At 70.7% G+C, this 23,649-nt stretch carries 18 protein-coding genes, 1 tRNA gene and 2 pseudogenes; 8 read left to right on the top strand and 13 right to left on the bottom strand.

Going from position 1 to position 23,649, the window contains the following annotated elements; translation table 11 throughout:
• Positions 1-65 precede the first annotated feature (65 nt).
• Complete coding sequence (locus CcI156_RS04110) at positions 66-845, bottom strand: SDR family oxidoreductase (RefSeq protein ID WP_011435683.1); 780 nt, start codon at positions 843-845, stop codon at positions 66-68.
• 234 nt (positions 846-1,079) lie between these two features.
• Here CcI156_RS04110 and CcI156_RS26565 point away from each other — a divergent pair, with 234 nt between their 5' ends.
• Entirely contained in the window at positions 1,080-1,340 is a 261-nt protein-coding gene (locus CcI156_RS26565) for a hypothetical protein (protein ID WP_023840550.1), read from the top strand.
• A gap of 198 nt (positions 1,341-1,538) precedes the next feature.
• On the top strand, positions 1,539-1,706 hold the full coding sequence (locus CcI156_RS25415; RefSeq protein ID WP_157902431.1) for a hypothetical protein: 168 nt from the start codon (positions 1,539-1,541) through the stop codon (positions 1,704-1,706).
• A gap of 171 nt (positions 1,707-1,877) precedes the next feature.
• On the opposite strand, the pseudogene CcI156_RS04095 reads toward CcI156_RS25415, so the two are convergent.
• Positions 1,878-2,631: pseudogene (locus CcI156_RS04095) on the bottom strand (helix-turn-helix domain-containing protein); the annotation flags it as partial.
• A gap of 406 nt (positions 2,632-3,037) precedes the next feature.
• Here CcI156_RS04095 and CcI156_RS04090 point away from each other — a divergent pair.
• The 3 genes and pseudogenes from CcI156_RS04090 (at position 3,038) to CcI156_RS26555 (ending at position 5,505) form a co-directional block, all read left to right on the top strand.
• The gene (locus CcI156_RS04090; protein ID WP_011435680.1) at positions 3,038-3,709 is read left to right on the top strand and encodes a GPR1/FUN34/YaaH family transporter; all 672 of its coding nucleotides are present in this window, start codon (positions 3,038-3,040) and stop codon (positions 3,707-3,709) included.
• Positions 3,710-4,439: 730 nt separating this feature from the next.
• Positions 4,440-4,727 (top strand): annotated as a pseudogene (locus tag CcI156_RS27565) (transposase family protein); the annotation flags it as partial.
• Positions 4,728-5,097: 370 nt separating this feature from the next.
• Positions 5,098-5,505 (top strand): hypothetical protein, encoded by a 408-nt coding sequence (locus CcI156_RS26555; protein WP_254847268.1) that lies wholly within the window; start codon positions 5,098-5,100, stop codon positions 5,503-5,505.
• A 170-nt stretch (positions 5,506-5,675) separates the two neighbouring features.
• Here the strand turns inward: CcI156_RS26555 and CcI156_RS04070 are convergent.
• The 4 genes from CcI156_RS04070 to nadD form a co-directional block, all read right to left on the bottom strand.
• Positions 5,676-5,749 (bottom strand) — tRNA-Ala (locus CcI156_RS04070).
• A gap of 78 nt (positions 5,750-5,827) precedes the next feature.
• Positions 5,828-6,526 carry a histidine phosphatase family protein gene (locus tag CcI156_RS04065; protein WP_011435678.1) on the bottom strand — a complete coding sequence of 233 codons (699 nt, stop codon included), beginning with the start codon at positions 6,524-6,526 and terminating at the stop codon, positions 5,828-5,830.
• Entirely contained in the window at positions 6,523-6,984 is a 462-nt protein-coding gene (rsfS, locus tag CcI156_RS04060) for a ribosome silencing factor (RefSeq protein WP_076804365.1), read from the bottom strand. Before rsfS ends, CcI156_RS04065 begins: the two co-directional genes overlap by 4 nt.
• Before the next feature lie 189 nt (positions 6,985-7,173).
• Positions 7,174-7,761, bottom strand: a complete 588-nt coding sequence (gene nadD, locus CcI156_RS04055) for a nicotinate-nucleotide adenylyltransferase (RefSeq protein WP_011435676.1) — start codon at positions 7,759-7,761, stop codon at positions 7,174-7,176.
• A 251-nt stretch (positions 7,762-8,012) separates the two neighbouring features.
• On the opposite strand from nadD, the gene pgm reads away from it, so the two are divergent.
• Positions 8,013-9,713, top strand: a complete 1,701-nt coding sequence (gene pgm, locus CcI156_RS04050) for a phosphoglucomutase (alpha-D-glucose-1,6-bisphosphate-dependent) (protein ID WP_076804340.1) — start codon at positions 8,013-8,015, stop codon at positions 9,711-9,713.
• Positions 9,714-9,727: 14 nt separating this feature from the next.
• On the opposite strand, the gene CcI156_RS04045 is transcribed toward pgm, so the two are convergent.
• From CcI156_RS04045 to CcI156_RS04030, 4 genes are all read right to left on the bottom strand, one after another.
• Complete coding sequence (locus CcI156_RS04045; protein WP_076804339.1) at positions 9,728-11,176, bottom strand: VWA domain-containing protein; 1,449 nt, start codon at positions 11,174-11,176, stop codon at positions 9,728-9,730.
• 98 nt (positions 11,177-11,274) lie between these two features.
• Positions 11,275-12,162, bottom strand: a complete 888-nt coding sequence (locus tag CcI156_RS04040; protein WP_076804338.1) for a MoxR family ATPase — start codon at positions 12,160-12,162, stop codon at positions 11,275-11,277.
• A gap of 188 nt (positions 12,163-12,350) precedes the next feature.
• Complete coding sequence (gene aceB, locus CcI156_RS04035; RefSeq protein ID WP_076804337.1) at positions 12,351-13,976, bottom strand: malate synthase A; 1,626 nt, start codon at positions 13,974-13,976, stop codon at positions 12,351-12,353.
• Positions 13,977-14,059: 83 nt separating this feature from the next.
• Positions 14,060-15,319, bottom strand: a complete 1,260-nt coding sequence (locus CcI156_RS04030; RefSeq protein WP_076804336.1) for a glutamate-5-semialdehyde dehydrogenase — start codon at positions 15,317-15,319, stop codon at positions 14,060-14,062.
• A 323-nt stretch (positions 15,320-15,642) separates the two neighbouring features.
• Here CcI156_RS04030 and CcI156_RS04025 point away from each other — a divergent pair, with 323 nt between their 5' ends.
• Together CcI156_RS04025 and CcI156_RS04020 are read left to right on the top strand one after the other, a co-directional pair.
• Complete coding sequence (locus CcI156_RS04025; protein WP_076804335.1) at positions 15,643-16,818, top strand: exonuclease SbcCD subunit D; 1,176 nt, start codon at positions 15,643-15,645, stop codon at positions 16,816-16,818.
• Complete coding sequence (locus tag CcI156_RS04020; RefSeq protein ID WP_076804334.1) at positions 16,818-19,976, top strand: AAA family ATPase; 3,159 nt, start codon at positions 16,818-16,820, stop codon at positions 19,974-19,976. Before CcI156_RS04025 ends, CcI156_RS04020 begins: the two co-directional genes overlap by 1 nt.
• 181 nt (positions 19,977-20,157) lie before the next feature.
• Here CcI156_RS04020 and CcI156_RS04015 read toward each other — a convergent pair whose 3' ends face one another.
• From CcI156_RS04015 to obgE, 3 genes are all read right to left on the bottom strand, one after another.
• Entirely contained in the window at positions 20,158-20,502 is a 345-nt protein-coding gene (locus CcI156_RS04015; RefSeq protein WP_235608845.1) for a hypothetical protein, read from the bottom strand.
• A gap of 368 nt (positions 20,503-20,870) precedes the next feature.
• A complete protein-coding gene (gene proB, locus CcI156_RS04010) occupies positions 20,871-21,986 on the bottom strand; it encodes a glutamate 5-kinase (protein WP_011435667.1) in 1,116 nt (371 codons plus the stop codon).
• Positions 21,987-21,990: 4 nt separating this feature from the next.
• Positions 21,991-23,580, bottom strand: coding sequence for a GTPase ObgE (gene obgE, locus CcI156_RS04005; protein ID WP_011435666.1), 1,590 nt, complete (start codon positions 23,578-23,580; stop codon positions 21,991-21,993).
• Between the last annotated feature and the right edge of the window lie 69 nt (positions 23,581-23,649).

Below are 23,649 nucleotides of genomic sequence, written 5' to 3'. Positions count from 1 at the left end.
CGGCGGACCCGGCGGTGGACCCGGTCGAAACCCCGCGCGCCGGTTGATCGGCCGGCCGTCTGCCGTCAGGCTACCGGGCTGAGGCCGCCATCGAGGTTGATCGTCGCACCCGTGATGTAGGCGGCCCGCGCGGAGAGCAGGAACGCGACCAGATCGGCGAACTCCTGGGCCCGGCCCACCCGACCGAGCGGGATTCCGGAGGTCCGCCCCATCCGTTCGTACAGCTCGTCGACCGTGATGTTCTCTCGGGCCGCCGCCCGATCCCACTGCCCGCTCTCCACCAGGCCGATCAGCACCGCGTTGACCCGGATCCGGTCCGGGCCGAGCTCCTTGGACAGGGCCTTGGTGAGCGCGAGGCCCGCGGCCCGGGTGACGGAGGTCGGGGTGGAACCGGCGCTGGGGGCTCTGGCCGCCACGGACAGTGAGTTCACGATGCCGCCACCGCCCGCGCGCCGCAGGTACGGCAACACCAGCCGGGAGGCCCGGATCGCCGCGTGCAGCTTCAGCTCCAGATCGGCGTTCCAGACCTCGTCGGTCTGGTTCTCGAACGTACCGCCCGCGCTGGCGCCGGCGTTGTTCACCAGGGCGTCGACGGCGTTCCAGCGGTCGACGGCGGTGGCGACGAAACGTTCGAGGTCAGTGATGCTGGTCACATCGGCAGGTACGGCGAGAACCTCGCCACCGCCGGCCTGCGCCTGCCCGGCGACCTCCCGCAGCCGCGTCTCGTCGCGCCCGCAGAAGGCCACCCGCGCCCCCTCGGCGGCCAGCGTCCGCACCAGGGCGGCTCCCAGCCCGTTCGAGCCGCCGGTCACCAGCACCACCTTGCCCGCCAGCTGAAGATCCATCCCGCTCCTRTCGCCTCGCTCCGGTCGCAGTTTTCGATGAGGCAGGCCAGCCGCGGCCGGCCGGCAGACCGCCCGACCATCCGCGACGGGCGCCACCGGTCCTGACGACCTGGGCAGCTACCGGGTGATCGGCCCGCCGTTCCCATCGATCGACATGATGAACATACCGAGGGCKGAAGATGCGATCAGCATCCACCCGGTCTAACGTCGGGACCGGCGAGAGGGGGCGGGACGATGGCCAGGTGCGACACCTGCGGTAACGACTACTGGATGTCGTTCGAGGTGCAGGTTATAAGTGGCGAGAAATACACCTTTGACTGCTTTGAATGCGCTGTGGCAAAACTTGCCCCCCGCTGCGAACATTGCGACTGCCGCATTATCGGGCACGGCGTCGAGGTATCCGGGCGGTTCTTCTGCTGCGCCCACTGTGCCCGGGTTTCGGACGGCCGCCTCGGTGCCGAGCTCCGCGACACCGTCGGCACGCATCCGGGCTGATCCGGACCGGATGCGCTCCAGCCGACCCGGATCAGCCCGGCGGCCCGCCACCCGCCCGCGGAGCGGCCATCGACATCACCGAGACAACTCCGAGAAATATCGTTTCTACTCTCTGTAGACGGACATACGGGTCCGAGAGGGTACCATGCCTAACGAGTCGACGCCCTCGTCCGCTTCGCCGACGGCGTCGGCAGCCAGGTGATCGCCGATGGTGCGGAGACCGCCGACGAGCTCGCCGCGGTGGTCGGGGTGTCGACCGGGGTGTCCGGGGTGCCGCCGCGTCCTGTCGGACACACCTTGGCGGCGTCACGACATCAGAGCGCGAAATGGGTACGCAGCGCGTCCTCCAGTTCCCCTGACGTCTGAAGGCGTCAGTCCCCTCGGGAGTTTCTGATGGATGCCGCCTCGCTGGCAAGGATCTCCTCCATACGTTCAGAGATGTCCCGCCGACCACTGTGGCCGGGGCGCCACGAGCACCAAGCACACGCCGACCGTTAGCGCGGTGTCCATAAATGTTCGCTGGGTTGGGTTAGGCGGCTTGGGTGCGGGGCGTCCCCAGCGTTGCTGGCGTTCAGAGCGGACGCGGGCGCGTTCGCGGCGTTGCGCGGCCAAGACGGGCGGGGTAGCGGGCCGTCGGCGTTGCGCCCGCGCGGGTAGGCCTGCGGTTCGCGGGCGAGCACGGTGTGGTTGGGGTGGTCGGAGCTGGCGATGACGACGGTGCGCACCGGGCCGAACTGGTCGAAGGCGAAGCAGCGGTTCRGGCAGGTGGCGGTCAGGTACTCGATCCGGTCGAGTTTCCCTCCTTGTCCGGATCGGTGAACTCCTTCCAGGTTCTCGTCCGTTGGAAGGAGATCCGGTGGTGGCCCAAGAGCTGACGCAGCCGTTCCCGGCCGACGGTGACGACCCGGTCGGGGTTGTCGCCCAGGTAGTCGGCGAGTTTACGCAGGCTCCAGTGCGTGAACGGCCGCCCCAGTTTCGTGGGACGGGTCCGGGCCACCGCGATGATGAACGCCTCGTCTTCACAGCTGATCCGGCGGGGACGGCCTCCGGCCCACCGAGGGTCCAGGCAGGCCAGACCGATCTCGTTGAACCGGTGGATCACATCCCGGACCGTGCCCTCGTCAGCGGCAACCAGCCGGGCGATCGCCGGCACCGTCGTCCCGCCGGCMGATGCCATGATGATCGTCGCCCGACGGGCCCGGACCGAGGAGTGCGTCCCCCGCCGCACGATCGCCTGCACCTGGCGGCTTTCCTCCCCGGTCAGCCGCCGCGCCCGCACACGCTGTGCCATACGCCCACCTCCCGGCACCGGTCACACACGTCGGTACCGACAGTGCACATCCCGCCCCCGGGCAGCGCCAGCCCCACCCGGCGCCTCCCGACCCAGCAAACGTTTATGGACATCACACTGGCGATGACGATCAAGATTTCGGGTTTGACGAAGTCGAATGCGCCTTCAGGTTGAAGGAAACCAAGGAGGAAGGCATTATTAAACCCCGCGTTCGTTTCGCGTAGCCCGCTGCGTGACACGACGGCAAGCAACCCCAGCAAAACTGGGAAGGCCGGACACTRCCTCACCGACATAGGACGGGGACGGCGTAGTCCCCCACGGCACGTCCGGCCCTCCTCCACCCCCTGCACCCGCAGTACACACGGCGGGCCGCCTCGGAAACGGCCCCTTCAGGAGGATGATCCCGATGACCACCAGCACTGACAGCGCCACCGTCGCCACCCACTCACAGCCGTTACCAAACGAAGCCGAGGCGTTACCCACTCCGCCGCCCCTCAGCCCGCTGCGCGGCAACCCGGGCGTGATCGGTATCCCCACCTTCATCGCCGGGGCCGTCGGCCTCGGGCTGGTCGACACCGGGTGGCTTCCGCCCGCCGCGGCCGGCGCAGCCATACCCGTTATCATGACCGCCACCACCGTCGGTCTCCTGATCTCCGCGATCTGGGCGGCGGCGCTCGGGCAGAACGCCGCGGCCAGCCTGTTCGCAGTGTTCTTCGGGTTCTACGGCAGCTACGCCGCGTTCGTCCTCGGTCTCGGCCACAACTGGTACAACATCCCCGCCGATCAGGCCACCAGGAGCACCGAGCTGTGGCTCATCAGCTGGCTGGTCACCATCGTCCTGTTCACCGTGGCCACCCTGCGCCTGCCCAGCAGCTACACTCTGCTGCTCGGGCTCGTTGACGTCGCGCTGGTGCTGCTGCTACTCGGCACCATCAACACCAGCACCGCCCTCACCCACGCCGGCGGCTACGTCGTGTTCGCCTTCATCGCGGTCGCGGTCTACCTGTACCTCGACCTCATGTTCACCGAGACCGGCGGGAAGGGCCTGCCGCTCGGCAAGCCGGTCATCTCCGGATAGCATGCCGCGATACGATTGCCATAGATAGCCGGGCCGACGCGTACTGATGAAAATTTCTTGCACCTGCCATCAGATTCATAATCGACATTGGTGATTGCGATCCGGTTCACCGAGCAGGTAAATGGAGAGGCCGATGGGAATCGTCATCAACGTCGAAAATGGTGGCACGTTCACCGATGATTCCATCCCCGAGCCAACGGCCATAACGCCATAACACCAAAAAGAACAAAGAACAAGCGACAAAGATCAATTTCGCCTGAACGGCCAGGCAGTGCTGGCCACTGGTGGCGCCCGCGGCATCGACACCGAGCCTGCTCGGGTTCTCGCAGCTGCGGGCGCCACCGTGTGGAAACCGACATGACAGAGTCATTGAGCCTTTTCAAAGTTGGTTGTTCTAATGGCCCTCGCTAGCGAGGACGAGGACGGCCTGGGCGAAGGTGCCGACGCGGCGTGGGCAGCCACGGAAACGGTCGAATATGTGCCAGTTCTTGAGGACCGCGAATCCTCGTTCGCCTTGTGAGCGGGTGGTGGCGTGGGTCCGGTTCAGGACTCTTGCACGAACGCGGTTTGACGGGAATAGGCGTTCCTTCCGTTTCGGGTGATCGGTGACGGTAGAGGGGTTTTGCGCTGGGCTGTGGGCACGGCTGGGCCACGTGTCGTAGGCGAAGAAGCAGGCACGCCGCTTGTAGATCACTGGGATGTCTGAAGTCCTCGTGGTCTGGAGTGCGGCGTGCCTGTGGGCGCATTGTCGCGCGATGCCGCCGGTGTGCCGGGTGCTGGCGAGGTGTCGCGTGAGGGAATCTGGGAGCGGTTGGATCGGGTGACCGATCCACGGTCGACGCGGGGGCGGGTGTATTCGTGGCTGTGCCTGGCCGCGGTGTGGCTGTGCTCGCTGACGGCTGCGGGGCACCACCGGGTGTCGGCGGTCCGGGCGTGGCTGGCGCGGACCAGCGGCGCCGAACGTGCGCGGCTGCGGCTGCCCTGGGACCCGTTCGCCGGATGGCGGCTGCCGAGCACGGCGACGATCCACTGCTTCCTTCAGGCCGTGGACGACGGTGAGCTCGCCGTGGCTCTGCTCGATCCGCCGTTGGACCCGGACCCGCCCGCCGAGCAGGGGGACGATACCGACCAGCGAACCGAACCGTCCGCTGCCCCGGTGGATCCGGGCCACGGCTGCCAGCCGGTGGAGTCGGCGGTCGCCCTCGACGGGAAGACGAGCCGGCACGCGAAGCGCGCTGACGGGTCCAAGGTGCACCTTGTCGGCGTGGCCAGCCACGGCGACGGACGGCTACTCGCCCAGGTCGAGGTCGAGGCCAAGACCAACGAGACCGCGGTGTTCCGTCGGTTACTGCGGCCGCTGGACCTGACGAACGTGCTGGTCACGGCCGATGCTCTGCACACGGTCCGCGCGAATCTCGACACGCGGTCCAGGCGATCCGTCCGCACCGCTGGCGCCGGGAGAAAGGACGGCCGGCTTCCCGGGAGAGCGTCTATGCCCTCACCAGCCTCAGCTTCGCCCAGGCCGGGGCCGCGCTGCTCGCGGCCACTGGCACATCGAAACCGGCAACAAGCAGCCCAAGACCTACCTACGCGGCCCAGGGAAGGTCCTGCGCTCCAAGCACCCCGACACCGTCTACCAGGAAATCTGGGGCTACCTGCTCACCCACCACGCGATCAGTGCGCTGACCTGCCAGGCCGCGACCGCCGCCGGGATCGACCCCGACCGGATCAAGTTCCCGCGCACCGTAATGATCATCCGCGACCGGGTCGTCACCGACCCGGTTTTTCCCCCCTGATGACCAGCATCACCGTGTGCTGCGGCCACTCGCCGCCGACATCACCCGGCCAACGCGGCACCCAGCACAATGCGCCACCCACGATCAGGTTCGCCAACCCGCTGAACCCGCAGCTCGATCGACTTAGCGTCAGTGGCATTGGGGCAAGGGTTCTAACAACAACTCTAGGGTGGAGCTGAGGGGATTCGAACCCCTGACCCTCACACTGCCAGTGTGATGCGCTACCAGACTGCGCCACAGCCCCAACTGCTATTCATTTTATATCAGACCCGAGCAAATCCGGTCTTGTACCCCACCCGGGCACCAAACCTGTCCTGATGGACTACTTCGGCAAGTGTACAGGCTCCGTGTCGGCTGCTGTCGGCGCCCCCTGGCTCGGCAGGAGCGTCTCGGTTAGCCCCGATCCGGCGGTCCCGACCTTACCAGCCAGCGGCCCCGCGTTGTGCTCGACCAGGCGGAACCCACCCTCGACGAGCCGCAGGACGGACCACCGGCAGTTGGCGAGCGGTCCGAAGTGCCACCAGAACTCCGGTGGAAGGCCGAGCACATGACCGATCAGTGACCGGGCAGTACCGCCGTGCAGGACAAACACGACGAGACCGTCCCATTCGGCCGGAAACCCCTCGGCCCGGACCTCGTCGAAGACCGTGCCGGCCCGCTCCGCCACCTGCCGGTAGGTTTCGCCACCGCCACGGGGCACGTCATCCCCGCGCCGCCAGGCCCGATCCTCCGCGGGGAAGCGTTGGGCCGCCTCGGCAGCGGTCAGCCCGGACCACGCGCCGAGATCGATCTCGCGCAGCCGCGCGTCGGAGCGGAAGGGCACGCCGAGCGCCGCCGCGGTGTCCCGGCAACGTTGCAGGTCGGACGACACGACGAGTTCCGGGCGCATCGCCTGGATGACCGGGGCCACCGCGGCGACCTGGGCACGCCCGGTGGCGTCGAGGGGCGGATCCGCGTGCCCCTGGAAGCGGCCGACGTCGTTCCAGGTGGTCCTGCCGTGCCGCCAGAGCAGCAGCCTCACCGTGGGGTCGCCGTACCGGGCCCGGCCACCCCCGAGCCCGAGCCGCCGCTCGCCGCGGTGGACCCCGAGGAGACACCGGCCCCGACCGCGACCCCGACCGCCGCGTCGACGAACGGGATCACCGGGCAGTCCTTCCAGAGCCGTTCGAGGGCATAGTAGACCCGCTCCTCGTCCCGCTGCACGTGCACCACCACGTCGACGAAGTCGAGCAGGACCCAGCGGCCCTCCCGCTCTCCCTCCCGCCGGACGGGCTTGGCTCCCAGCCGGCGCAGGTGCTCCTCGATCTCGTCGACGATACCCTTGACCTGCCGCTCGTTGCCCGCGGATGCGAGCACGAAGCAGTCGGTGATGGCCAGCCGATCGCTCACGTCGAGGATGAGCAGGTCATGGCCGAGCTTGTCGGCGGCTGCCTGCGCGGCGGCGAGGGCGAGTTCGACGRCTCGCGGGGAAGCGGTCACGCTCGGGTTCTCCAGGGTGGTGACGGGCGGGAGGCATCCGTCTTCGGCTGCCTCGCGCACCATCCGGGGCCGGACGGCTGCATCCAGCGTGACACATCGACGCGCGGGCAGGGCACTCCTCGCGTCCATGACGGGCCGAAAAATCGAGATATCGCCTGGCCCGGTGGCCCGTCCGGACGGCTCGGCGGGTCAGGAAGCACCCTGGTAGAGACGCCGCTTGGCGATGTAGCGCACGACCCCGTCTGGGGTGAGGTACCAGATCGGCGCCCGGCGGCCAACCCGTTCCCGGATGTCGGACGAGGAGATCGCCAGCGCCGGGACCTCCAGCAGGCTGACGGCGCCGGTCGGGAGGCCGGCGTCCAGCGCGAGGTGGTAACCGGGMCGGTTCACGCCGACGAAGTGGGCCAGTTCGAACAGCTCGCGGTGGTCACGCCAGGTGAAGATCTGCGCGAGCGCGTCCGCCCCCGTGATGAAGAACAGCTCGTCGTCCGGTCGCGCCGCACGCAGGTCTCGCAGGGTGTCGATGGTGTAGGTGGCGCCACCCCGGTCGATCTCGATCCGGCTGACCGTGAACTGCGGGTTCCCCGCCGTCGCGAGGAAGGTCATCAGATAGCGGTCCTCGGCGGCGGAGACTTTGCGATGGATCTTCTGCCAGGGTTGCCCGCTCGGCACGAAGACCACCTCGTCCAGATCGAACAGGGCGGCCACCTCACTGGCTGCGACGAGGTGCCCGTTGTGGACGGGGTCGAAGGTCCCACCCATGACACCGAGGCGCACGACCGGACACTAACCCCGCATCACCGCACGTGCCCGTCTGGCGCAGCCCGGCGGGAGATGTGCCACAAAGCCTCACACCCACCGACGCCTCACACCCACCGGCGCCTCACACCCACCGGCGCCTCACGCTCATCGGTCTCACGCCCACCGCCGTGCCCGCCGCAAGCGGGCCAGTCCCGGAACGGCCCACCCGGCTAGGCTGACCACAGGCCGCAGGCCGGCCCCGTCCCCCCCGCGAGGAGGCCCCGCCCATGCCGACCAGTCCGCGTGCGGGGCAACCCGCCGCCCCCGAGGATCTCGTTGACGTTGACGGCCTGCTCGCCGCCTACCACGAGATCCATCCCGATCCCGCCGATCCGACCCAGCGGGTGTCGTTCGGCACGTCCGGTCATCGTGGCTCGGCGCTGCGCGGCTCCTTCAACGCCGACCACATCCTGGCCACCACCCAGGCGATCTGCGACTACCGGAAGGAGGCAGGCGTCGACGGACCGCTGTTCGTCGGGATCGACACGCACGCACTGTCGGCGCCCGCGCTCGCGAGCGCCCTGGAGGTCCTCGCCGCGAACGGCGTCACGGTATGCATCGCCCCGGACGGCGAGGCCACCCCGACCCCGGTGATCTCGCACGCGATCCTGCGCCACAACCGCGAGCGCACGCCAAGCAACAGGACGGGCAGGACGGACACCACCGGCGCCACCGGCGCGACCGGCCCGGCGCGCGGCCTCGCCGACGGCATCGTCGTCACGCCGTCGCACAATCCGCCCGCCGACGGCGGGTTCAAGTACAACCCGACGCACGGCGGTCCGGCGGACACCGGCGTCACCAAGGTCATCCAGGATCGCGCGAACGCCCTGCTCGACGGTGGCCTCGCGGGCGTGGCCCGGGTGCCGTACCCGCAGGCGCGCGCCGCCGCCGTGGTCCACGACTACGTCGGCGCCTATGTCGCGGACCTCGGCGACGTCATCGATCTCGACGCGATCCGCGGCGCCGGGGTGCGCATCGGCGTCGACCCGCTCGGTGGGGCGAGCCTCGTGTACTGGCAGGCCGTCGCCGAGCGGTACAAGCTGGACCTCGACGTGGTGAACACCACGATCGACCCGACCTTCGCCTTCATGACGACCGACTGGGACGGCAGGATCCGGATGGATCCGTCGTCGCCGTACGCGATGGCCTCCCTGGTGCGGCTGGCCGGCTCGTTCGACGTCGCCCTCGCCAACGACGCCGACGCCGACCGGCACGGCATCGTCACCGGCACGGCCGGGCTGTTAAACCCGAACCACTACCTCTCCGCGGCCATCGCCTACCTGTTCGGCCACCGCCCGGGCTGGCCGACCGGGACGGCGATCGGCAAGACGCTGGTCAGCTCCAGCATGATCAACAGGGTCGGAGTGGGCCTCGGCCGCGACGTGGTCGAGGTGCCGGTGGGCTTCAAGTGGTTCGTGGCCGGCCTGACCGACGGGAACCTGGGCTTCGGCGGCGAGGAGAGCGCGGGCGCGTCGTTCCTGMGCCGCGACGGCGCGGTGTGGACGACCGACAAGGACGGGATCATCGCCTGCCTGCTCGCCGCCGAGATGACGGCGGTCACCGGCCGGGACCCCGGGCAGTTGTACCGGGAGCTCACCAATGTCCACGGTGCCCCGGCCTACCGGCGGGTCGACGCGCCGGCCACCCCAGCGCAGAAGAAGATCCTGGCCGCGCTCACCCCGGAGAGCCTCAGCGCGACGACGCTCGCCGGTTCGCCGGTGACCGCCGCGCTGTCGCACGCGCCGGGCAACGGCGCGGCGATCGGCGGGGTGAAGGTCGTCACTGACGACGCCTGGTTCGCCGCCCGGCCCTCCGGCACCGAGGACGTCTACAAGGTCTACGCGGAGAGCTTCCGGGGCCCCGGACATCTCGACGAGGTCATCACGGAGGCACAGTCGATCGTTGACGCCGCCCTCGCCCGCGGCTGATCCTGCCGGACCCGTCAGGACGGAAGAAGCYGCCCGATGAACGCCTGGAGCTGCTCGATGTTGCGGCACTCCACCATCTCGTCAACGAGCTCGGCGTACACGTTTGTCGCCGAGTCGCCCGAGCCCCAGTAGCTGCGCGGCTCCGGGTTGAGCCAGTAGGAGTGCCGGGCCCGCGAGCACAGTCGCCTGAAGATGGTCGCCGAGGTCGGTCGGTAGTTGTTCCGGGCGTCGCCGAGGATCAGCAACGACGTCTTGGGACCGACCGCCTCGGGGTACTTCTCGGCGAAGACCTCGATGGCATGCCCGTAGTCGCTGTGCCCGTCGAACCAGACGAGGTCCGCCTCTCCGGAGATGCGGGCCATCATGTCGCCGAGGTCGAGGCCACGCAGGTACCTGGTGACCTCGTCGGTCGTGTCGATAAAGGCGAACGCCCGGACCTTGGCGAACTGCTCGCGCAGCGCATGGGTCAGCATCAGGGTGAAATGCGCGAACGAGGCCACCGAGCCGGAGACGTCGCACAGCACGACCAGCTCGGGTTTGTGCGGCTTGTGCGGGCGGTGCCTGGTCTCCACCGGTACGCCGCCGGTGGCCAGCGATGCCCGCACCGTGCGCCGGAAGTCCAGCCGGCCGATGCGGCCGAACCGGCGCCGCGCGGTCAGCCGGGTCGCCAGCCGCCGGGCGAGCGGGTAGACCTGCCTGCGCAGCTCCACCAGGTCCCGCTGGGAGGCTCGCAGGAACTCGACCTGGTCGCTGAGCGGCTTCACCGCGGTGCGCTCGACCGCATCGAGGCCGCGTTCCTCGGCCATCCGCCGCCGCACCTCGGTGGACACCATCTCCTCGAACTCGCGGATCCGGTCGGTKATGGTCTGCCGGGCGGCCCGTTCGGCGAGTCCGCCACGTTCGGAATCTGCCAGCATCGCCGCGAGCAGATCGACGATGAGGGTCTCCGCCGACATCATCCGCAGCACCCGGTAGATGAACCACGAGCGGGCGGAGCTGCCGCGCGCCGACCCGAACGCGCTCACCGCCTGCCGGGCGAGCGCGCGCAGCGCCTCGTCGTTGCCGTCGCGCAGCGCGTCKAGCAACTGGTCGCGCAGCGCCTGACGCAGCTCCTCCAGCTGCTCGGGCGACAGCTCGCCGGGGTCGACGCCGGCGTTCGCCGCCGCGCCGTTCGCCGCCCCGGCCGGGTCGCCGTCCAGGTCGTCCAGGTCGTCCAGGTCGTCCAGCGACACCCCGTCCCCGATCCGGGGCGGGAAGTACAGGTCGAACAGAGTGTCGAAAGCCGGCCGGTACAGTGGCCGCTTGCACAGGGTCGCCGCGAATGCCGCCCGGACGGCGTCCCGCTCGGCCCAGCCCAGCGCGCCGACGGCCCTGGCGGCATCCACGGTCTCAGCGCTGCTCACCGGGACACCGGCCCGGCGCAACGCCGCGGTGAAATCGACGGTGCGGTCCAGCAGATTCATGCCGGCGCCCCCTCGTGGACGTGCGGCCGTGGCGACGGCCGTCAGCTGGCAATCGGTTCGATGAATTCGATCAGTTCGATGGGTTCGGCTCGGGCTGTTCAGTTCGCGCCGAGCTTGAGGTGACTGATGGCTCGGGCCTGGTCGCTGGCGTGCTTGAGGACGACGCCGAGGGTCGAGGCGACGGCGGCCTCGTCGAACGTGTCGAATCCGAGCGCGAGCACGGTCTGACCCCAGTCGATGGTCTCGGCGATGGAGGGCGCCTTCTTCAGTTCCATCGCCCGCAACGCGCGGACGATCCGGACCAACGATTCGGCGTGCCTCTCCGGGAGATCGGGCACCCGGGAGAGCACGATCTCCTTCTCCCGCTCGGCCGAGGGATAGTCCAGGTTGAGGTAGAGGCAGCGCCGCTTGAGCGCCTCGGACAGCTCCCGCGTCGCGTTGGAGGTCAGGATGACGAAGGGACGGCGGGTGGCGCTGATGGTACCGAGCTCCGGAATCGTCACCTGGAAGTCGGACAGCACCTCCAGCAGCAGGCCTTCCACCTCGACGTCGGCCTTGTCGGTCTCGTCGACGAGCAGCACCGTCGGCTGCTGGCGGCGGATCGYCGTCAGCAGCGGCCGGGAGAGCAGGAACTCCTCGCTGAAGATGTCGTCGTGGGCCTGCTGCCAACCCTCGGCGCCGCCGTCTCCCGATCCGGCCTGAATGCGCAGCAGTTGCTTCTTGTAGTTCCATTCGTACAGTGCGCGAGCTTCATCAAGCCCTTCGTAGCACTGCAGCCGAATGAGCTCGGCGCCAACCGCGGTCGCCAGCGCCTTCGCGAGCTCGGTTTTACCGACACCCGCGGGCCCCTCCACAAGCAGCGGTTTACGCAGCCGATCCGCGAGGAAGACCGTGGTGGCAATCGCCTCGTCCGCGAGGTATCCGGTCACGCGAAGCCGTTCCCGCACATCAGCGACGTCGGCGAAAGCGTGTTCCTGCAGCGACATGGCCACCTTCCGTCCGTCCCCGTGTCAGGCATCGCCACGTCCATACTGCCAGGCTGGCGCCGCAGACGAGTGACTACGCCTTGCGCGCCACCGTCCGCCGGGTGGATATCCACGGGCTGCTCATCGACCTGTTCGCCGCCGGTTCACCCGAGGATTCTCCCGAGGTGTTCGCCCAGGTGTTCGCCGGTTCAGTCGATCCGCTCGTAGGCGGGAAGAGTAAGGAACTCGACGAAGGTCTCGCCGAGCGCCGTCTCCTCGAACACCGCCGCCGCGTCCTTCCAGCGACCGTTGTCGAAGGCGGCGGCGCCGATGGAGAGCCGGATCTGGTCCAGCACCTCCGCCAGAGCGGTCCGGACCAGATCGGCCGTGACCGGACGGCCGTCGTCGAGCACGACCCCGGCGGCTATCCACTGGAAAATCTGACTACGGGAGATCTCAGCGGTGGCGGCGTCCTCCATCAGGTTGTCGATGCCGACCGCCCCGATCCCGCGCAGCCAGCTCTCCAGGTAGCGCACCCCGACGCTGATGTTCCCGCGGACCCCGGCCGCGGTGACGGAACCCGGAGTGTCGCGCACCGCCAGCAGGTCGCCGGCGCCGACCTTGACGTCGTCACGCAACCGGGTGAGCTGGTTCGGCTCGTCGCCGAGCACCGCATCGAAGACCTCGGTGCACACCGGCACCAGGTCAGGGTGCGCCACCCAGCTCCCGTCGAACCCGTCCGCGGACTCCCGCTCCTTGTCGGCGCGCACCTTCGCCAGGGCCGCGGCGTTGATCTCGGGGTCGCGCCGCGACGGGATGAACGCCGCCATCCCGCCGATCGCGTGCGCGCCGCGGCGATGACAGGTGGAGACCAGCAGCTCGGTGTAGGCGCGCAGAAACGGCACCGTCATCGTCACGCCGTTGCGGTCGGGCAGCAGGAACTCAGTCGGCCGGGACGCGAACGTCTTGATGGTGGAGAACATGTAGTCCCAGCGGCCAGCGTTGAGTCCGGCGGAATGCTCCCGCAGCTCGTAGAGGATCTCCTCCATCTCGAAGGCGGCGGGCAGCGTCTCGATGAGAACGGTCGCCCGGATGGTGCCGACGGGCAGGCCGAGCTCGGCCTGCGCCGCGGTGAACACGTCGTTCCACAGCCGGGCCTCGAGATGACTCTCCAGCTTCGGCAGGTAGAAGTACGGCGCCACGCCCGTAGCCCGCAGGGCGTGCGCGTTGCGGACCAGGTACATTCCGGCGTMGAAGAGCGCGGCGACGATCGGCTCCCCGTCGACGGTGACGTGCCGCTCCGGCAGGTGCCAGCCGCGCGGGCGCACCACGAGCGTCGCCGTGGACTCGTCGAGCTCGTAACGACGGCCGTCGGGCGAGGTGAAGGCGAGCGTGCCGGCGACGGCCTCACTCAGGTTGTGCTGTCCGACGACCATGTTCGACCAGGTCGGCACGTTGGCGTCCTCGAGGTCCGCCATGAAGACCCGGGCACCGCTGTTGAGCGCGTTGATGAGCATCTTGGCGTCGGTCGGGCCGGTGATCTCGGCCCGACGGTCGACCAGCCCCGGCGCCGGCGACGCGACCCGCCAGTTCCCGGCCCGGATGTCGGCGGTCTGCGGCAGGAAATCCAGGGTGGCCCCGGCTGCGATCGCGGCGCGGCGGGCGGCCCGGGCGGCGAGCAGTTCGGCACGCCGGCCGGCGAACGTGCGGTGCAACCCGGCGACGAAGGCCAGCGCGTTGTCGGAGAGCACCGCGTCGACCTGCTCCGCGGTGAGCCCCGGCACGGTCCGCACCGCGGACACCCCGTGCACCGTCACCCCGTCCAACGAGCCCATACCTATTCCCTTCCCGGTTCCGTTGCGTCCCGGACGGCCCGATCCGGCGGGCCCGGTGACCCGGGCCTCAGGTGACCCGGGCCTCAGGTGACCAGATGCCCGTCGCCGACGCCGACCCACGTCGTCGAGGTCAGCTCGGGCAGCCCCATCGGGCCGCGGGCGTGCAGCTTCTGGGTCGAGATGCCGATCTCGGCGCCCATCCCGAACCGCTCCCCGTCGGTGAAACGGGTCGAGGCGTTCACCATGACGGCCGCGCTGTCGCAGGTCGTGATGAACCGCCGCGACGCCGGCAGGGACCGCGTGACGATCGCCTCGGTGTGCCCGCTGCCCCAGCGCCGGATGTGCGCGACCGCGTCGTCGAGGGAGTCGACGACGGCGACGGCCATATCCAACGACAGGTACTCGGYCGCCCAGTCGTCGTCGGTGGCGGGCAGCACCCGAGGATCGACGGCGCACACCGTCTCGTCGCCGTGCACGGTGACCCCGGCATCGTGCAGAGCGGCCAGCACCCGGGGCAGGAACTCCCCGGCCACGCCGGCGTGCACGAGCAGGGTCTCCGCCGAGTTGCACACCGAGACCCGCTGGGTCTTCGCGTTGACGGTGATCGCGAGCGCCTGGTCGAGGTCGGCCTCGGCGTCCACATACACGTGGCAGTTGCCGACCCCGGTCTCGATGACGGGCACCGTCGACTCCTCGACGACCGCCCGGATCAGACCYGCGCCACCCCGCGGGATGAGCACGTCGACGAGCCCGCGCAGCCGCATCAGGTGCTTGACCGCATCGTGGTCCATCCCGGGGACGAGCTGCACCGCGTCCGCCGGCAGGCCGCTCGCGACGGCGGCGCCGCGCAGCACCGCCACCAGCGCGGTGTTGGAACGTACCGCGGAGGCGCTCCCGCGCAGCAACGCGGCGTTGCCGCTCTTGAGACACAGGCCCGCGGCGTCCACCGTGACGTTCGGCCGGGCCTCATAGATGATCCCGACGACACCGAGGGGGACCCGGATCTGGCGCAGCTCCATCCCGTTCGGCAACACCCGGCCGCGCACGACCTCGCCGACCGGGTCCTCCAACGCCGCGACCTGACGCAGGCCGTCGGCCATGCCGGCGAGCCGGGCCGGGGTGAGGGTGAGCCGATCGACCATCGCCCCGGCGGTGCCCGCCGCCCGCGCGGCGGCGAGGTCCTCGGCGTTCGCGGCGAGAATCTCAGCGGAACGGGCGATCAACGCGTCGGCCATGGCGAGCAGCGCGCGGTCCTTCTCGGCGCGGCTGCGCGGCGCCAGCAGGGCCGCCGCCGCCTTGGCACGGACGGCGCTGCCTCGGACATCCTCCGCAGAGGTGCTCATCTCGGGTCCTCCGTTAGGCGGGCGCCGCGGCGCTGCCCGCCGCTACGAGGCTACCGGTGGCTCGGCGGTCGTGCCGTTCATCGCTCCTCACCCGCATCCGTCACCTACACCCGCATCCGTCACCTGCTCATCCCTGCATCCGCGACCTACTCATCTCCTTATCCCGTTATCCAGCTCATCTCCTTATCCCGTTATCCAGATCCGCGATCCGCCAGGTCCGCGACAGGCAGGGACCCGGAACGGTGATAACCGGAACAGCCAGAAAGGCGCGCAGTTCGGACCSCCATGACGATCATCTCGACGGGATTGCCTACCGTGCTCGCATGCGTGCGCTGCACACGTCCGACTGGCATCTCGGGCGTGGCCTGTACGGTCACGACCTGATGCCGGCCCAGGCGGCCTTCGTCGATCATCTCGTCGACGTCGTCCGTTCCGAGGGCGTTGACGTCGTGCTCATCGCCGGCGACGTGCACGATCGGGCGATCCCGCCGGTGGGCGCGCTGGAGCTCTTCGACGAGGCGCTCTCCCGACTGCGCGATGCCGGCGCCCGGGTCGTGGTGATCAGTGGCAACCACGACGCGGCCCGCCGGCTCGGCGACAAGGCCGGCCTGCTCGACCCCCGCGTCCGCATCCGGACGGATCCGGCCGCGGTCGGGGATCCGGTCGTCGTCGAGGATCCCGCCGGGGCGGTCCGGGTGTACGCGATCCCCTACCTGGAGCCGTCGGCGGCGAACTCCCAGCTTCCCGAACCGGCGCAGGCGCCATCTGGCTCGGACGTCCCGGYCGCCGGGATCCCCGCCGCGACGATGCACCGGGCGATGCACGCGGTGCGGGCCGACCTCGCACGGTATCCGGATGCCCGGTCCGTCGTGGTGGCGCACGCCTGGGTCACCGGCGGGGCGGCGAGCGAGAGCGAACGCGACATCAGCGTCGGCGGGGTGGGCAATGTGCCGGCCCGGTTGTTCGAGGGGATCACCTATACCGCGCTCGGCCATCTGCACCGGCCACAGGCGATCGCCCCGTCCGTCCGCTACAGCGGATCGCCACTGGCCTACTCCTTCTCGGAGTCCGGCGACGCGAAAGCGTCGCTGCTCGTCGAGATCGGTCCGACCGGGCTGGGGAACGTGACCCGCATCGGCGTTCCCGCCCGGCGGCGGATGACCCTGCTGCGCGGCAGTCTTGCCGACCTCCTCACCGACCCCGCCCATGCCCCGCACGAGGCCGACTTCGTCTCCGCCGTGCTGACCGACCCCGTCCGCCCCATGGACGCCATGGCCCGGTTGCAGCACCGGTTCCCCTTCGCCCTACGACTCGCGCACGAACCGGAGACGGAACCAGACGAGATACTCAGCTTCGGCCGGCGGACCCGGGGACGCTCGGAGCTGGAGATCGCCGAGGCCTTCGTCGCCCATGTACGCAGCGCTCCCTCGGCTCGGGAACGTGCTCTGCTCGCCGAAGCCCTCGGCGCCGCCCGCCGGGCCGAGGAGGAAGTCGCCTGATGCGTCCCCACCACCTGACCCTGGCGGCGTTCGGCGCCTTCCCCRGCACCGTCGAGATCGATTTCGACGTCCTCGGCAGCGGCGGCCTGCTCCTGCTCTGCGGGGAGACCGGGGGCGGCAAGACGACGCTGCTCGACGCGGTCGGGTTCGCGCTGTTCGGCCGGGTGCCGGGGATGCGCGGGGAGGTCTCCGGGCCGCCGGACCTGCGCTCGCACCACGCCGCGGCATCCCTACGGCCGGAGGTGACGCTGGAGTTCACTGTGGCGGCGGGACGTTTCCGGATCACCCGCGGCCCCGCCTGGGACAAGCCGAAACGCGGCGGCGGGACGACCCGCGCCCATCCGACGGCGCGGCTGGAACGGTTCGACGGCGCCGGCGGCTGGGAGACGGTCGCCACCCGCATGGAGGACGTCGGCCATGAGATCGACCTGCTCGTCGGCATGAGCGACAAGCAGTTCTTCCAGGTCATCATGCTCCCGCAGGGACGCTTCGCCGACTTCCTCCAAGCCGACCACGGTGCGCGCGAGAAGCTCCTGAAGCGGCTGTTCCACGTCAACCGCTTCGAATACGCCGAGCAGTGGCTGCTGGACCAGGCAAAGATCGCCGCCGAACGGCTGGCGCTGGCCCGCGCCGAGCTCGACCGGGTGACCGCCCGGGTCTCGCAGGTGGCGGCCGTCGACGAGCCGGAGGATCCGACGGCTGACGCCGGCTGGGCCTCGGACCTCGCCAGGACCGCCGCGGCGGCGGCCATCTCGGCCGACGAGGCGGCCGGCGCGGCGGCAGCGCGGCGCACCGCGGCCGAGGAGGCCTTGGACCAGGCACGCGACCTCGCCCGACGCGTCGGGCAGCGCCGGGTACTGGCCGCCCGGCAGGAGGAGCTCGCGGCACAGGCGCCCCGGATCGAGCTGCTCGCCACCGAGCTGGACGCGGCCCGCCGGGCCGCCGTCGTCGCACCCGCCCTGGGCGAGGTCCACCGCCGCGCCGCCGAGGTCCACCGGGCCGAGGCCGCCGAACGCGACGCCCGGGACCGGCTCGGACGCCATCCATCCGGGCTCCTTCCCGGGGAACCCGCCCCCTCGGGACCGCTGCCCGAGGAGGGCACCGGGAGGCCTGCCGAGGCACCTGCCGAAGCACCTGCCGAGGAACTCGCCCGCCTGGCCCGCCTCGCCCACACCGAGACCGGGCGACTGGGAACGTTGGCCGACACCCTCGCCGCCGCCGAGCGGGACGCCGAGGAGGCCGCCGGGGCCGACCAGGATACGGCCGCCTACACCCGGTCCGCCGCCGAACTCGCCGAGGCGATCAGCGTCACGCTGCCCCGCGCCCGCGTCGCGGCCGAGGCCCGGGTGGAGGTCGCCCGGCGGGCCGGCGCCGCTCTGCCCGGCCTGGTCGAACGGGCCCGGTGGGCCAAGGAGCTGGCCTCCGCCGTCCGGGAGGGGCGGCAGGTGCGGACCGTGGCCGACGAGGCCGAACGAGACGCATCCGCGGCCCGGACCCACGCATCCGACCTCCGGCAGCAGCGATTCGACGCCATCACCGCCGAACTCGCCGCCGCGCTTGTCCATGACACGCCCTGTCCGGTCTGCGGGGCCCTGGAGCATCCCGACCCGGCCGAGACCCGGGCCGACCATGTGAGCAAGGACGCCGAGACCGCGGCCGGGCAGGAGGCGGACCGGCTCGCCGACGCCGCGACGAGGGCGAGCCGGGCGGTGGCCCACTGGGAGTCCCGGGTCCGGGCGCTGCACGCCGACCTGGTCGGCCCAACGGACCCGGACCACAGCGCGAACCCGGACCACAGCGCGAACCCGGACCACAGCGCGAACCCGGACGACCGCGTCGAGGCGGCCTTCGCCGAGATCCGCGCGCTTCCGGTCGCGACGCTGCTGGGCGGCTCCGGGGCGCCGGTCGCGGATCGGCTCGATGAACTCGCCGCCGTGCTGACCCACGCGGTCCGCGCCCGGACCCGGACGGCGAAGAAGCTCGCCGCGGCGGAGGCCGCGTTGCGCGAGGTCCACGAGAACGAGAAGGAGACCGCGGCCCGCCATTCCGCCGCACGGACCGCGGCGCAGGCGGCCCGGGAACGCGCGGCGGACGCCCGGGACCGCGCCGTCCGACGGCTCGCCGGCGTTCCGGCGGAGCTATGCGACCCCGACGCCCTGGCCGCGCGCCGCCGTGCCGTCACCGCCCTCGCCGCCGATCACGAGGCCGCGCAGGCCGCGGCCCTGGCTGCCGAGCAGGCCCGGGCCGAACACATCCGCGCCGGGACGGCCGCCCTCGACCAGGCGCGGCAGGCGGGGTTCTCCGACCTGGACGACGCCGCCGAGGCCGTGCGGGACTCCGACTGGATGCGCCGCGCCGCGGACGAGGCCCGGGCCCATCGGGACGAGCTCGTCGCCGTCGGGGCCAGGCTGGCGGGCGAGGATCTCGCCGTCGATCCGGACACCGAGGTCCCGCTGGCCGACCACGAGACGGCCGTGACCGACGCCCGCGAGGTCCACGAGAGCGCGCTCGCCACGGCCGCACGCGCCCGGGAACGGGCCGAACGGCTGGCCTCGCTGGTCACGGAGTTCACCGAGAAGCTCACTACCCTGGATCCGCTGCGGGAGGCGGCGGACGAGCTGCGGGGCCTCGCCGATCTGGCCGCCGGGCGGGGTGCCAACACCGAGCGCATGCCGCTGTCCAGCTTCGTGCTGGCGGCTCGGTTGGAAGAGGTGGCCGCCGCCGCCAGCCATCGGCTCGCGGCGATGAGCAGCGGTCGGTTCACCCTGGTGCACGACGCGGGGGAAAGCCGCGACAAGCGTCGGCGCGCCGGCCTCGGGCTGCTGGTCGACGACGCCTGGACCGGCCGGCGGCGCGACACCGCCACCCTGTCCGGCGGGGAGACCTTCCAGGCGGCGCTGTCACTGGCCCTCGGGCTCGCCGACGTCGTGACGGCCGAGGCGGGAGGCCGGCGGATGGACGCGCTGTTCATCGACGAGGGTTTCGGCACGCTCGACCCGGACAGCCTCGACGAGGTGATGACCGTTCTCGACGAACTGCGTTCCGGCGGCCGGCTCGTCGGCGTCGTCAGCCATGTCACCGAGCTGCGCCAGCGCATCCCGAACCAAATCCGGGTCGTCAAAGGGGTCGGCGGCAGCCGGGTCGAGACCACGTCCTGACCCGGACGCACCACTGACCCGGGCACACCACTACTCGGCTGGCCTAGCCGGGAAAACCGCCCCCAGGCCAGGACCCGGGATCGGAAATGGCCGCCACCGGATTCCGGTGGCGGCCATTTCGGCATTGCCGAGCGGACCAGGGATCAGATCATTTCATCGAGTCTTCAACGGAGATGTCCGGTTACGAGAACAAGTTTATGGTGACCGACTTTCCACTGAACGGTCTCTGGAGGGGGAAGGTACGGCTGTAGTTGTCAGAGCTGTCGGAACACTGGACGCTGAAGGTGGCGCTCGTGCCGGCCACCGGAACCTGCTGGAGGCTCAGGCTGTAGAAGCCGCCGGCGCCGACGCCGGACGAGTCGAACTCGCCGGCCGTCGTGCGGACCGCCACGCCCGCCGCGGCGCTGGCCGGGCACCTGGCGACGCCGCCGATCAAGACATTCGAACTGTTCAAATCCGCGCTCGCGGGAAGGGCCGATGCCAGCGTCAGCGCGCCGGCGGCTCCGGCCGAGGCGAGGAGACCCACGGTCCTACGCATTCTCATGACGAAATAACCTCTCTCAACAGATTCGACCTCTTGCCCGCCGAGGGAAGGTTACCCGACTCCGGAAGCGCTATTCGCCGCCGTCGCTATTTTTTGCGCCGAGACCCCTTCAGTTTTATCGGCGGCTTTCCGGGTAGCCGGGGTGAAATGCCGGGAAAGAACTGTTGACGGGCTCTCTCGAATTCCGGGCCACGAGGCGCGATAGACGCCGGTTTCCACTGGAATATCGTCGTCAAAGCCATCCCCAATCCGATATGTCTAATTATATGGATAGCTATCTGGACGGTCTTGTCCCGGGCCGGCGCGCCTGGCTGTCACCTCAGCCCGGGTCGGGTGAGTAGCCGGCCGGGTCAGCGGGCCGGCAGCAGCAGCACGAGGTCGTCGCGGTGGACGATCTCACGTTCGTACGACGGTCCGAGTTCCATGGCGAGGTCGGCCGTCGAACGCCCGAGCATCACGGGCAGCTCCGCCGCGTCGAAGGCGACGAGCCCCCGCGCCACGGACCGCCCGTCGGGGTCGACCAGGTCCACCGGGTCCCCGGCGGCGAAGTCCCCCTCCACGCCGGTTATCCCGGCGGGCAGCAGCGACGCCCGCCGCCGTACCACCGCGGCCACCGCCCCGGAGTCCAAGTGCAGCCGGCCCTCGGGTGCGGTCGCGTGCGCCAGCCAGAGCAGGCGGGAGGCCCGACGCGACCCGGTGGGGTGGAAGACGGTGCCGACCTCCTCCCCCCGCAGCACCGGTGCGGCGTTCGCGGCCGAGGTGATGATCGCCGTGACGCCGCCGGAAGCCGCCATCCGGGCCGCCTCGATCTTGGTAGCCATCCCGCCGACCCCGACACCGGCGGTGCCCGTGCCCCGGGCGGTCAGCCCGTCCAGGTCGGTATCCGAACGCACCTCGCGCACCATGGTCGCCGGGCCCAGCCTGGGGTTGGCGTCGTACAGGCCGTCCACGTCGGACAGAAGCACCAGCAGATCCGCCGACACGAGATGGGCGACAATCGCGGCGAGCCGGTCGTTGTCGCCGACCCGGATCTCCTGGGTGGCCACCGCGTCGTTCTCGTTGATGATCGGGATGACGTCGAGCTCAAGCAGCCGGTCGAGCGCGGTCCGGGCGTTACGGTAGTGGGTGCGGCGGATCACATCGGTCGCCGTCAGCAGCACCTGGCCGACCTGGTGACCGGCCCGTCCGAACGCCGCCGCGTAGCTGTGTACGAGCGAGCTCTGGCCGACGCTCGCCGCCGCCTGCTGGGTGGCGAGGTCACGCGGCCGCCGGGCCAGGCCGAGCGGGGCGAGACCCGCGGCGATGGCCCCGGAGGACACCAGCACCAGTTGTTGTCCGGCCCGGGGYAGCACCGCGGCCACCAGCGCCTCAAGCCGGTCGACGTCCAGACCGCCGGCGGCCGTCGTCAGCGAGGACGAACCGACCTTGACGACGACCCGGCGCGCGTCGGTCACGAACGGACGCACGCCTTCATCCTTCTTCTTCTCCTCGACCCGCCGGTTCTCCTCGTACCGCCGGGTCGACGACGGCGGCGGCGCGGCGAGCCATCCGTTCGGCCCGGGTCAACCGCACCGAGGCCCGCAACCGGTCGTCGGTCCCGCGCGGTCCGAGGGACACCGAGGAACCCGTGTCCCCACCTCGGCCGGGTGACGGTGCCGCACCGGAGGCCGCGGTGCCGGCCGGCCCGCGGCCACCCGGACCGGTCTCGGCGAGCCCGTCGCCACCCGGATGATCATCAACACCCAGCCCACCGTTCCCCAGCCCGCCGCCGCTCAGCGTCGGCTCCCAGTCGAACGTGACCTCGCCGATGGTCACCTCCGCTCCCGCGGTGGCGCCGAGGCGAGCGAGCTCCTTCTCCACGCCGAGGCGGGCGAGCCGGTCGGCGAGAAAGCCGATCGCCTCGTCGTTGGTGAAGTCGGTCTGCCGCACCCAGCGCTCGGGCTTCGACCCGGTGATCAGGAAACCGTCGCCGAGGGGGCGCACCGTGAAGTCGGGCTCGTTCACCGCGCGGGGACGCAGCACGATGCGGGTCGCCGCCCGGGCCGGCGCGGCCGCCCGGTGCTGGGCGACGAGGTCGGCCAAGGCCAGGGACAGCGCGTGCACRCCACGTCGGGTCGCGGTACTCACCGCGAAGACCGCGAGGTCACGGGCTCGCAGCTCGGGAGCGACGAGCTCCGCGAGCTCCGCGGCGTCCGGAACGTCGATCTTGTTGAGGACGACCAGCCGGGGACGGTCGGACAGATCGGCGGAGTAGGCGGCGAGCTCGGCCTCGATGACGTCGAGGTCGGTCATCGGATCACGACCCGGTTCCAGGGTGGCGCAGTCCAGCACATGCACGATCACCGAGCAGCGTTCGATGTGCCGGAGGAACTCCAAGCCCAGCCCGCGTCCCTCGCTGGCGCCCGGAATCAGGCCGGGGACGTCCGCGACCGTGTAAGGAGGACGATCACCCGCCTGCGCCACGCCGAGATTGGGCACCAGCGTCGTGAAGGGATAGTCGGCGATCTTCGGCTTGGCCGCGCTGAGCACCGACACCAGGGAGGACTTGCCGGCGCTGGGAAAACCGACGAGCGCGACGTCGGCCACGGTCTTGAGTTCCAGCACGGCGTCGAGCTGCTCGCCGGGCTCGCCGAGTTCGGCGAACCCGGGGGCCTTGCGGCGGGCCGACGCGAGCGCCGCGTTGCCCCGCCCCCCRCGGCCGCCGCGGGCCAGTACGAACGCGCTGCCCGGTCCGACCAGGTCGATGATCTGCTCGCCGTCCTCTGTCAGCACGACGGTTCCGTCCGGCACCGGGAGGACGAGGTCCGCACCGTCCGCTCCGTGCCGGTTCGACCCCTGGCCGGGGCGTCCCCGAGAGGCGCGCTGATGCGGATGGAAGTGGAAGTCGAGCAGGGTGGTCACGCTCGGGTCCACCACGAGGCGGACGTCACCACCCCGGCCGCCGTCACCGCCGTCCGGCCCGCCCAGCGGCTTGAACTTCTCCCGGTGGATGGAGGCACAGCCGTGACCGCCGTCCCCGGCCGTCGCGTGCAGCACCACCCGGTCGACGAACGTCGGCATCACCGCCTCCTCTCTACATCCCTCCCCGCGAGAGAGGCGCCAAAGCCGCGCAACCACGCCCGGAAGGGC

The organism is Frankia sp. CcI156, from assembly GCF_001983015.1.
GTDB classification, from domain to species: Bacteria; Actinomycetota; Actinomycetes; order Frankiales; family Frankiaceae; genus Frankia; species Frankia casuarinae.
This window is presented reverse-complemented; position numbering and strand designations above follow the sequence as displayed.